This is a genomic window from Sedimenticola hydrogenitrophicus (assembly GCF_029017505.1).
GTDB lineage: Bacteria > Pseudomonadota > Gammaproteobacteria > Chromatiales > Chromatiaceae > Sedimenticola > Sedimenticola hydrogenitrophicus_A.
The window spans coordinates 46,623-57,883 of the sequence record NZ_JAQGEI010000017.1 but is presented as its reverse complement, the minus strand read 5'-3'; the positions used below and the strand labels follow the sequence as shown (position 1 = coordinate 57,883).

9 protein-coding genes are annotated in these 11,261 nt (G+C 66.0%); all 9 read right to left on the bottom strand.

Annotated features, from left to right (window positions below; translation table 11 throughout):
* Positions 1–223: 223 nt before the first annotated feature.
* Positions 224–1,561: a class II 3-deoxy-7-phosphoheptulonate synthase gene (locus tag O9K64_RS12195; RefSeq protein WP_275098346.1), complete on the bottom strand. Its 1,338-nt coding sequence runs from the start codon at positions 1,559–1,561 to the stop codon at positions 224–226.
* Between the two features lie 311 nt (positions 1,562–1,872).
* Positions 1,873–2,469: an indolepyruvate oxidoreductase subunit beta gene (locus O9K64_RS12190; RefSeq protein WP_275098345.1), complete on the bottom strand. Its 597-nt coding sequence runs from the start codon at positions 2,467–2,469 to the stop codon at positions 1,873–1,875.
* A gap of 46 nt (positions 2,470–2,515) precedes the next feature.
* Complete coding sequence (locus O9K64_RS12185; protein WP_335342284.1) at positions 2,516–4,417, bottom strand: thiamine pyrophosphate-dependent enzyme; 1,902 nt, start codon at positions 4,415–4,417, stop codon at positions 2,516–2,518.
* A 200-nt stretch (positions 4,418–4,617) separates the two neighbouring features.
* Complete coding sequence (locus tag O9K64_RS12180) at positions 4,618–5,919, bottom strand: phenylacetate--CoA ligase family protein (RefSeq protein ID WP_275098344.1); 1,302 nt, start codon at positions 5,917–5,919, stop codon at positions 4,618–4,620.
* 165 nt (positions 5,920–6,084) lie between these two features.
* On the bottom strand, positions 6,085–6,546 hold the full coding sequence (locus tag O9K64_RS12175; RefSeq protein ID WP_275098343.1) for a hotdog fold thioesterase: 462 nt from the start codon (positions 6,544–6,546) through the stop codon (positions 6,085–6,087).
* A gap of 211 nt (positions 6,547–6,757) precedes the next feature.
* Positions 6,758–7,969 (bottom strand): 3-oxoadipyl-CoA thiolase, encoded by a 1,212-nt coding sequence (pcaF, locus tag O9K64_RS12170; RefSeq protein WP_275098396.1) that lies wholly within the window; start codon positions 7,967–7,969, stop codon positions 6,758–6,760.
* Positions 7,970–8,011: 42 nt separating this feature from the next.
* On the bottom strand, positions 8,012–9,529 hold the full coding sequence (paaH, locus tag O9K64_RS12165) for a 3-hydroxyacyl-CoA dehydrogenase PaaH (protein WP_275098342.1): 1,518 nt from the start codon (positions 9,527–9,529) through the stop codon (positions 8,012–8,014).
* A 4-nt stretch (positions 9,530–9,533) separates the two neighbouring features.
* Complete coding sequence (gene paaG / locus O9K64_RS12160; protein WP_275098341.1) at positions 9,534–10,325, bottom strand: 2-(1,2-epoxy-1,2-dihydrophenyl)acetyl-CoA isomerase PaaG; 792 nt, start codon at positions 10,323–10,325, stop codon at positions 9,534–9,536.
* Positions 10,326–10,336: 11 nt separating this feature from the next.
* A complete protein-coding gene (locus O9K64_RS12155) occupies positions 10,337–11,119 on the bottom strand; it encodes an enoyl-CoA hydratase-related protein (protein ID WP_275098340.1) in 783 nt (260 codons plus the stop codon).
* Positions 11,120–11,261 lie beyond the last annotated feature (142 nt).

Genomic DNA, 11,261 nt, shown 5'->3' with positions numbered 1-11,261 from the left:
TTCAAATGGTGTATGCGCTGGCGCTTATCCACCCTGTATCCGAATATTCTTCGTAGAGTGCCTAAGCCGATAAGCGCATCCACCATTGCCGCGGTATGCATTCCCACGCGGAGCGTGGGAACGAGGAAATGGATCGTAGGATGTGGTGAGTGAAACGAACCGCATCAAGGCGTTTGCGCCGTTTCCTGTGGCGGCTGGTGCGGTTCGCAAGCTCACCGGCACCCTACGTCCGCCCCAGCTTGCGGGTGATGGCCAGCGCCATCTCCAGCGCCTGTTCGTAGTTGAGGCGCGGGTCTACCTGGGTCTTGTAGGCCCGTTTCAGGCCTGCCTCGTCCAGGCCGCGGGCGCCGCCGATGCACTCGGTGACGTCGTCGCCGGTCAGCTCGAAGTGGACGCCGCCAAGGATGCTGCCCGCGCTGCGGTGGATGTCGATGGCCTGTTCAAGTTCGGCGAGGATATTGTCGAAGTGGCGCGTCTTGTAACCGCTCCGGGTCGACTCGGTGTTGCCGTGCATCGGGTCGCTGACCCAGAGCACCTGGCGCCCGGTGCGCTTGACTGCCTCGATCAGGCCGGGCAGACCGTCGCCGATCTTGTCGGCGCCGAAGCGGTGGATGAACAGCAGCTTGCCCTCCTCGTTGTCCGGGTTCAGGCGTTCCGTCAGCTCGCCGATCCACTGCGCCGACATGCCCGGCCCCACCTTGACGCCGACCGGATTGCGGATGCCGCTGAAGTACTCGATGTGGGCATCGGTGGTGGCGGCGGTACGGAAGCCGATCCACGGCAGGTGGGTGGTCAGGTTGTAGTAGCCGGGACGGTTGGGCACCGGGCGGGTCAGGGACTGCTCGTAGTGCAGGTGCAGCCCCTCGTGGCTGGTAAAGAACTGCACCCGGCTCAGGTCGCTGTCGCGGCCGCTGCCCAGGGTCTCCATGAATTTCAGCGAATGGGAGAGCTCCGCCACCACCTGGTGGTACTCGTCCGCCAGCGGCGAGTGACCGACGAAATCCAGGTCCCAGTTCTCCGGGTGGTGCAGATCGGCGAAACCGCAATCCGACAGGGCGCGGATAAAGTTCAGGGTCATGGCGGCGCGGCCATAGCCACGCAGCAGTCGCACCGGGTCGGGGATGCGCGCCTCCGGGGTGAATTCGGGCCCGTTGATCAGGTCGCCCCGATAGCTGGGCAGGGTCACCCCGTCGATGGTCTCGGTGTCGGCGGAGCGCGGCTTGGCATACTGCCCGGCGATGCGGCCGACCCGGATCACTGGCTTGTTCAACCCATGGATCAGCAGCAGGCTCATCTGCAGCAGGATCTTCAGCTTGTTGGTGATCATCTGCGCATTGCAGTCACCGAAGTTCTCCGCGCAGTCGCCGCCCTGCAGCAGGAACGCCTCGCCGCGGGCGGCGGCGGCCAACTGGCCCTTCAGCGCCTCGATCTCCCAGGAGGTGACCAGCGGCGGCAGCAGGGAGAGCTGTTCCAGGGTGGCGTCGAGGGCCTCCTGCGAAGGGTAGTTGGCCTGCTGTTTGGCGGGCTTTGCCTGCCAGGATGTGGGGTGCCATTGATTCATCTATGTGACTCGGGGTTCAGGTGGTGCGGATGGGTGCGGATGGGGCGCGACCGGTTCGTTTCAACGGCCAGCATAGCCGAAATAGAGCGGCTTGGGGAGGGCTCGGGTCGGTGGTTGTTCCGGATCCGGCGTAGGGGCAACCCCCCGTGGTTGCCCGGTGTTCCTGGGCATCCGGCAAAAAGGGCAGGCACGGGGGCCTGCCCCTACGGGGCCGTGTGGCGTTTATATTGGATCAGGCGTAGGGGCAACCCCCTGTGGTTGCCCGGTGTTCCCGGGCGTCCGGAAAAAAGGGTAGGCACGGGGGCCTGTCCCTACAGGCTGGCCTGGCGGCCCAGCTCGAAGGCCTTGTCGTTGATCTCCACCAGGGTGGGCTTGCGGCCGCGGAAGCGGTCCAGGATCTCGTTCTTCAGCGCCTCGGCCGGGAACGGCAGCAGTGCCGAGATGGCCCCCAGCATCACCGTGTTGACCAGCTTGAAGTTGCCCAGTTCGCGGGCGATGGCGCCGGCGTCGAAGGCGTGGTATTCGATCCCGGTGGCGGCGATCTCGCCGATTGGATCCTGCGGATAATCGTACAGGCCGAGACTCACCACCGGCGGTTCCTGGCGGGTGGTATTGATCATGGCCACGCCGCTGGGGCGCAGGTGACTGATCCAGCGCAGCGCCTCGGCCGGTTCGAAGCCCACCAGGATATCCGCCTCGCCGGGGGGGATGGCGGGTGACAGCACCCGGGTGCCGAAACGCACGTGGGAGGTGACCACGCCGCCGCGCTGGGCCATGCCCGCCACCTCGGTCTTCTTCACATCGAAGCCCTGGGAGAGGGCGGTCTGGGAGAGGATCTCGGCAGCGGTCATGACGCCCTGGCCGCCGATGCCGGCGACCAGGATATTGGTGATTTTGTTTTCGCTCACAATGGATTCTCGGTTCGGATGGGTTGATTCTTCGGTTGCGCCGGGATCACTGGCGGATGTAATCGGCCAGCGGCAGGATGGCATCCGGACCGCAGGTCTTGGGACAGAGATTGCAGCCGGTGCAGGCGCCGCTCTCAATCTTGACGAAGGCCAGCTCCTTCTCGCTGCCGTTCGGCTTGACCACGGTCTCGCGTCGCGTCACCAGGATCGCCGGACAGCCGATATCCAGGCAGTTGCCACAGCCGGTGCACTTGGCGTCATCCACCGTCAGCGCCGGCTGGGCGCCATAGTAGTCGATCAGCACGCAGGGCTGGTTGGTGATGATCACCGAGGGCTCGGGGATCTTCACCTCGTCGCGCAGCGCGGTGAACAGGGTCGGCAGCTCGTAGGGATTCACCTCGTGGATGCGCTCCGGTTTCACCCCCAGGGCCTCGCACAGCTTACGGAAATCCACCTTCATCGCCTCGTTGCCATGGATATCGCGGCCGCTGGCCGGGTTGTCCTGGCCGCCGGTCATGCCGACCGCGCGGTTGTCCAGCAGCAGGATGGTGACGTTGCCCTTGTTGTAGGTGATGTCGAGCAGCCCCTGCATGCCCATGTGCATGAAGGTGGAGTCGCCGATCACGGCGATGATCTTCTTGTCCCTGTCCGCCTCGACCCGGCCCTTGTCCAGGCCGTGGGCGATGCCCATGGAGGCGCCCATGCAGATGGTGGTGTCCAGGGCGTTCCAGGGGTGCCCGGCACCCAGGGTATAGCAGCCGATGTCGCCGGAGATGGTGGTGTTGCGGATTTTCGACAGGCAGTAGTAGATGCCCAGGTGGGGGCAGGCCACGCACATGGTGGGGGGGCGCGGGAACACATTGGCGCCGGTGGCCGGATCGATGCGCGGCGCCGGCGGTTTGATCTCGATCGGCGCCCTGACCGGTTCGGCGGTCTCGGGCAGCGCCTCACCCAGCAGCCTGGCAATGGCCGGGCGCAGCACATTGGGGGAGAGCTCGCCGATGCGCGGCAGGATCTCCTTGCCCAGCAGCGCGATGCCGGCCGCCTTGAGCTCGGTCTCGAGGAGTGGTTCCACCTCTTCCACCACCACCAGCCGGTCCACCTGGCCGGCCAGTTCGCGGATCTTGTCGACGGGGACCGGGTAACTCAGCCCCAGCTTGATCAACGGGGCGTCGGGAAAGGCCTCGCGGACATGCATGTAGGTGGGGCCGGAGGTGACGAAGCCGACCCGCCGGTCGCTGCCGGCCATGATTTGATTGAGTTCGCTGGACTCGCTGTAGCGCTGGATCTCCGCCTCGCGCTCGAACATCAACGGTAGCCGCTTTTTCGCCACGTTGGGTGTCATGATCAGGCGTCCGGGATCCTTGACGAAGCCCTCCGCCCGGCTCGTTTCGCTGCGTTCATCAAAGCTGACCACGCCCTTGACGTGGCAGATGCGGGTGGTGAGGCGCAGGATGACCGGGGTGTTGAAGCTCTCGGAGAGTTCGAACGCCCGCTGGGTGTATTCGTAGGCCTCCTGGGCGTCGGCCGGCTCCAGCAGTGGCACATGGGCGAAGCGGCCCCAGAAGCGGGAGTCCTGTTCGTTCTGCGAGGAGGAGAGGCCGACGTCGTCGGCCACCGCGATCACCAGGCCGGCACCGACCCCGGCCAGGGTTTGGCTCATCAGGGCGTCGGAGGCGACATTCAGGCCGACGTGTTTCATGGCGCAGAGCGCCCGGCTGCCGGCCAGCGAGGCGCCGATGGCCACCTCCAGGGAGACCTTCTCGTTCACCGACCACTCGGTATACATCTCCGGGTAGTGGGCGGCGAATTCCAGGATCTCGGTCGCCGGGGTACCGGGATAGGCGGCCGCCAGGTTGCAGCCGGCCTCCCAGGCGCCGCGTGCCACGGCCTCGTTTCCCGACATGAAGCGCCGGTTGGATCCGGCCAATGGGGGGACTGCACTCACAATATTCACCTCTGATTCTTTAAAGTCGCGCTACCCCGCCAGACGCGGGAAGCTGTTAACTTGGCCGCTGACAGTATGAAGGGGTCGGAGTCAAGCCGCCCACTCGCAGACGGCTTTTTCCAACCGGCCTCGCGCGGCTTGACTCCGACCCCTGTGCGTCCGTCTCACGACCCCTTTGCGTATCCCGTCCCGGGGTTGGATTACTTCTTCCGGTGATCGATCACCCGCACCGCCTTGCCCTCGGAGCGGGGCACCTCGCCCACCGCCTTGATCACCACCTTACAGGAAACGCCGATAAAGTCCTTGATGTCGCGCACCACCTTGGCCGCGGTGCGGTCGCGGGCCTCCTGCGGTTGCTCCATGAGCGGCGGGCTGCCCTCCACGTTGACCACCATGCTGTCCATGCTGCCCTCGCGGAACAGCTCGATCTGGTAGAAGGGCGAGAGGGTCTCGCTCTGCATCAGCACCGCCTCCACCTGGGTCGGATAGACGTTGACGCCACGGATGATCAGCATATCGTCGCTGCGCCCGGTGATGCGCTGCATGCGCACATGGGTGCGGCCGCATTTGCACGGCGCCGGGTTCAGTACCGAGATGTCCCGGGTGCGGTAGCGGATGATCGGAAACGCCTCCTTGGTCAGGGAGGTGAAGACGATCTCCCCCTCCTCGCCATAGGGCACCGGCTTGCCGCTGTCCACATCCACGCACTCCACCAGGAAGTGGTCCTCCCAGATGTGCAGGCCACTCTTCGCCTCCAGGCACTCGTTGCCGACCCCGGGGCCCATCACCTCGGAGAGGCCATAGATGTCGACACAGTCGATGCCGAGTCGGGACTCCAGTTCGTAACGCATCTCCTCGGTCCAGGGCTCGGCGCCGTGGATGCCGACCTTGAGCGGCAGCTTGCGGATATTGATCCCCATCTCCTCGGCCGTCTCGGCCAGGTTGAGGGCGTAGGAGGGGGTGCAGCTGATGGCGGTGGGGGCGAAATCCTGCAGCAGCATGAGCTGCTTTTGGGTCTGGCCGCCGGACATCGGGGTGACCATCACTCCCAGCTCCTCGCCGCCGTAGTGCAGCCCCAGGCCGCCGGTAAACAGGCCGTAGCCGTAGGCATTGTGCAACCGGTCGCCGGGATGCAGGCCGGAGGCGGCGAGACAGCGCGCCACCAGCTGGGCCCAGGTGCGGATGTCCCGCCTGGTGTAGCCCACCACGGTGGGCTTGCCGGTGGTGCCGGAGGAGGCGTGTACCCGCACCACCTGCTCGGTGGGCACGGCAAACAGCCCGAACGGGTAGTTCTCCCGCAGGTGCTCCTTCTTGGTGTAGGGCAGGTGGCGCACGTCGCTGAGCTGGCGGATGTGCTCGGGTTTGACCCCCAGGTCATCCATCGCATTCCGATAAAACTTGACCGTGTGGTAGCAGCGCTCCACCGTGGCCTTCAGGCGTTTCAGCTGCAGCGCCTCCAGCTCCTCACGCGGCATGGTCTCGAACTCGGAATGCAGTATCATCGCTTATCCCCCGGTATTAGCCCGAATCTTTCACAAATTTGCACAGATCTCGCTTGTCTCTTGCTTCCACAAGAAATATTCCCTCAGTCGGCCGTAATCACTGATACGCCGCTCCTTCGGGAATTTCCTTGTGAAAACAATATCCGGCGCGATCTCAGCACAAATTTATGAAATCTTCGGGTCAGATTTATTTTCCATCCACTCCGCGACCTTGTCCGAGCGGCGGAATACCGTGCCGCTGAACAGGCCAACCAGTCGGCCATCCCCGGTCTTTACCTCCACAGTATAGAGACCGGTGCGTTTGGTGGAACTCTCCTCCCGGGCCTCGGCGACCAGGCGGTCACCCTCGCGGCTCGATCCGGGAAAGCTGAGCTGGGTCGAAAGGGCAAGCGAGGTGGTGCCGTGCGAGTTGGAGGCGACCGCAAAGGTAAAATCCGCCAGGGTGAAGGTGACGCCGCCCTGGGTGACCCGGACCGCGTTCAGCATATCCGGCCTGACCGTCAGGGAGGCGCGGGCATAGCCGGGTCGGACCGCTTCCAGTCTGATGCCCAGCAGTCGGGCAAACTTGTCCTGCTGCTCCATCCACTGGCCGATGGCCTCGGCCTGTTGTTCTGTTTCTGTCGACATAAAAACCTTATTCTAAACGTGGGACGAGGGATGACCAAGCCCTTTCTGTTGCAGGGGATACTGTTTCCGGGGAAACCGTGCGGGAGGCTACTTTACCCTCTGGCCAGCCGTTCCGAAAGCAGCCCATCGTTCTTGGTCGGGTGTTATGCGCACGGTGTCTGCCTGCGCCCGGATCGTTTGTTTGCCGATACCGCTGGCGGCCGTCGCTGCGTCATCCCTCGCTACGTTCAATGATCAGGGCGATGCCCTGGCCGACGCCGATGCACATGGTGCAGAGGGCGTAGCGTCCGCCCGTCTGCTGCAGCTGGTACAGGGCGGTGGTGACCAGGCGGGCGCCGCTCATGCCCAGCGGGTGACCCAGGGCGATGGCGCCGCCATTGGGGTTGACGTGGGCGGCGTCATCGGCCACGCCCAGGTCGCGCAGCACCGCCAGCCCCTGGGCGGCGAACGCCTCGTTGAGCTCGATCACGTCTATCTGTTCGATGCTCAGGCCGGTCATGCGCAGCAGCTTGCGGCTGGCCGGGGCCGGACCGAAGCCCATGATGCGCGGCTCCACGCCGACCGCCGTGGCGGCCACCACCCGGGCCTTGGGGACCAGGCCGAAGCGCTCGCCGGCGGTCTTGGAGCCGAGCAGCAGGGCGCAGGCACCGTCGTTGACCCCGGAGGCGTTGCCCGCCGTCACCGAACCGCCCTGGCGGAACGGCGTGGGCAGGCTGGCCAGCTTCTCCAGTCGGGTGTCCGGCCGGGGGTGCTCGTCCTGCTCGACCACCCGCGCCTCGCCCTTGCGCTGGGGTAGGGTCACCGGCACGATCTCCCGGGCCAGGCGCCCGCTGGCCTGGGCCGCGCCGGCGCGCTGCTGGCTCCTGAGGGCGAAGGCATCCTGGTCCGCTCTGCTGATGCCGAACTGCTCCGCCACGTTCTCGGCCGTCTCCGGCATCGAGTCGATGCCGTACTGCTGCTGCATCAGCTGGTTGATGAAGCGCCAGCCGATGGTGGTGTCATAAATCTCCGCCCGGCGCGAGAAGGCGCTCTCCGCCTTGGGCATGACAAACGGGGCGCGGGACATGGACTCGACGCCGCCGGCGATCAACAGCTCCGCCTCGCCACACTTGATGGCGCGCGCCGCCATGCTCACCGCGTCCATGCCGGAGCCGCACAGCCGGTTGACCGTGGTGCCCGGCACCACCGCCGGCAGGCCGGCGAGCAGCGCCGCCATGCGCGCCACGTTGCGATTGTCCTCGCCCGCCTGGTTGGCGCAGCCGTAGATCACGTCCTCCACCTGCGACCAGTCGACCGCGGGGTTGCGCTCCATCAGCGCCTTCAGGGGGATCGCCCCGAGATCATCGGCGCGCACCGCGGCGAGGGCGCCGCCGAAACGGCCGATCGGGGTGCGGATGGCATCGTATATATAGGCGTCGTTCATTCTCTGCATCTCTATCTGGATAAAAATCGGGGCGGGTTGGCTTCAGGCGTAGAAGCGGGTGCCGCCCTCGACCTTGCGGCGCAGCAGCTGGGAGATGCGGTAACGATCCAGGCCGTAGGCCTGCAGCAGGTTCTCCAGCACCGTCAGTACCCGTGGCAGGCCGATGCGCTCGGCCCAGGCCAGCGGGCCGAGGGGGTAGTTGACCCCGCTCTGCATGGCGGTGTCGGCGCCGGCCACGTCGCACACCTGCTGGAACACCGTGTCGGCAGCCTCGTTGGCCAGGGTACAGACGGTACGCATCACCACCATGCCGGGGATGTCGGCGATCACCGAGACCGGCTTGCCCAGGGCCTGGAACAGTCCGACCGCCTGCTGCAGCGCCTCGGGCGTGGCGTTGTCCCCGGGACACAGGGCGAAGCGGGTGGCGGTGGCATAGTCCAGGGCCAGGTCAAACAGTATGGTGTCCGTCAGGTGGTCGGCGGCGCCCCGGCGGGTGGCGCTGCGGCCGTCGGTGAGGGCGATGCGGGTATGGCCGATGCGGATCCAGCCGTTGCCCTCGGTGCGTTTGACGCGGATGCCAGCCTGCTTCCACAGCGCCACCAGCGGTTCGGCGATGCCCAGTTCGCCGGTGATTTCGATGGTCTCGGGTGGCGGGGCGGCCGGGGCGTCGACCGCGGAGGTTTTCACTGCGCCCTCGCGGTAGTCGTAGAAACCCTGACCGCTCTTGCGGCCATGCAGCCCGCCATCCACCAACTCCTTCTGGATCAGCGAGGGGAGGAAACGCGGGTCGTAATAAAAACCGGCGTAGACGCTGCTAGTGACGGCGTAGTTGACGTCGTGGCCGATCAGGTCCATGAGCTCGAACGGTCCCATGCGGAAGCCGCCCGCCTCGCGCATGATGGCGTCCAGGGTGGCGACATCGGCCGCCCCCTCTTCCAGCAGGCGCATGCCCTCGGCATAGAAGGGGCGGGCCACCCGGTTGACGATGAAACCGGGGGTGGACTTGGCGTAGACCGGGTGCTTGCCCCAGCCGGCGGCGGTGTCGAACACGGTCTGCGCCACGGCCGGGCTGGTGGTGACGCCGGAGACCACCTCCACCAGCTTCATCACCGGGGCCGGGTTGAAGAAGTGCATGCCCACCAGGTTGCCGGGGTGCGCCAGCCTGGCGGCAATGGCGGTCACCGACAGGGAGGAGGTGTTGGTGGCGAGGATGGTCTGTTCGCCGCACAGCGATTCCAGCTCGGCGAACAGTTGCTGCTTGACCTGCAGATCCTCCAGGATCGCCTCGATCACCAGTGCCGCCTCACTCAGCTCGTCCAGGCGGGTGGCGGCGGTGATGTTGGCCAGCAGGCTCTCGCGCTCGGCCTCGCTCATCCGCCCCCGGGCGACCTGTTTCTTCAGGCCGGCATCGATCTGGCCGATGCCGCGTCCGATCGCCTCCGGGTTGGCGTCGAACAGCAGCGTGGGGTGGCCCGCGGCGGCGGCGATCTGGGCGATGCCGGCGCCCATGGTGCCGGCACCGATGACGGCGACGGTCTGTTCCGTGGTGAGTGCGGCCATTAGCCTATTCCCCCTTGAATTCCGCTGGGCGCTTGGCGATGAAGGCGGCGACGCCTTCGCGGTAGTCGTGGCTGCAGCCGGCGATGTACTGCAGGTCGCACTCCAGCTCCAGCTGCTGTTTCAGGCTGTTGCCGCCGGCTGCGTTGATGGCCCGCTTGGTCAGCGCCAGTCCCTTGGTGGGCTGGGTGGCCAGGTGAGTGGCCAGGCTGCGCGCCTCCTCCATCAGCCGGTCGTCATCTACCACCTGCCAGATCAGTCCCCAGTCGGCCGCCTGTTCGGCCGACAGCTTGCCGCTGAGCATGGCCATGCCCATGGCGCGGGCACGGCCCACCAGCCGGGGCAGGGTCCAGGTGCCGCCCGAGTCGGGGATCAGGCCGATCTTGGAGAAGCCCTGGATGAAGCTGGCGGAGCGGGCCGCCAGCACGATATCGCAGGCCAGGGCGATGTTGGCACCGGCCCCGGCGGCGACGCCGTTGACCGCGCAGATCACCGGCTTGTCCAGGGTCATGAGGCTGCGCACCAGCGGGTTGTAGTTCTGTTTGATGGAGAGGCTCAGGTCGGGCATCGCCTCGCCCGGTGCCACCGCCCGGTCGTTGAGGTCCTGGCCGGCGCAGAAGCCGCGCCCGGCACCGGTAAGCAGCAGGCAGCGGATGGAGCCGTCCTGTCGCACCTGCTTCAGGGCGTCGCGGATCTCGCCGTGCATCGTGGTGTTGAAACTGTTCAGGCTCTCCGGCCGGTTCAGGGTCAGGGTGGCGACGCCGTCTGCCACCTGGAATTGAATCGTGTGGTAACTCATGGTGTTCTCTTTTATTGACCTGTGAATTTGGGGGGACGCTTCTCCAGGAAGGCCTCGATGCCCTCCCGGCGGTCCGCGCTGGCGGCCAGGAACAGGAACGCCTTGCGTTCCAGTTCCAGGCCCTGGCTCAAGGGGGTTTCAAAGCTGGCCAGAATGGCTTCTTTTGCCAGGCGCAGGGCGATGGGGGATTTCTCCGCCATGGTCTCCGCCAGGGCGGTGGCCCGTTTCAGGGTCAGTTCCGGCTGGGTCACCTCGGCCACCAGGCCGGCGGCCAGGGCCTCGCGCGCGCCGATGAACTCGCCGCTGAGGATAAGCTTCATGGCCAGGGACTTGCCGACCGCGCGCACCAGCCGCTGGGTGCCGCCGGCGCCGGGGATGATCCCCAGGTTGATCTCGGGCTGGCCGAAGCGGGCATCCTCGCCGGCGATGATGCAGTCGGCGTGCATCGCCAGCTCCAGGCCGCCGCCCAGGCAGTAGCCGTTGACCGCGGCGATGAGCGGCTTGGGAAAGCCGCGGATCGCCTTCCAGTGTTGCGGACGCCGATCCTTCCACAGTCCAACCGCGTCCAGCGCCGCCATCTCCTTGATGTCGGCACCGGCGGCAAACACCTTCTCCGATCCGCTGAGCAGCACCACGCGGACTTGTTCATCCACCGTCGCCGCCGCCGCCAGGGCCTCGGCGAGTTCACCCAGCAGGGCGGTGCGCAGCGCATTGTGCGCCTCGGGGCGGTTCAACCGGATCAGCTGGACGCCGTTGCGTGGCGGGTCCACCTGGATATCCCTGTAGGCCATCATCTCGTCTCCTTGGACGCGCTGGTCAGGGCGACTTATCCGCGCGCTTTATAGGGTTGTCGTCAGCCACCCCTGCCGGAATCCCTGGTTACGGGGATGCGCTTTCAGACCTGCATGATGTTGTATCACAACTCGATTTTAAAAT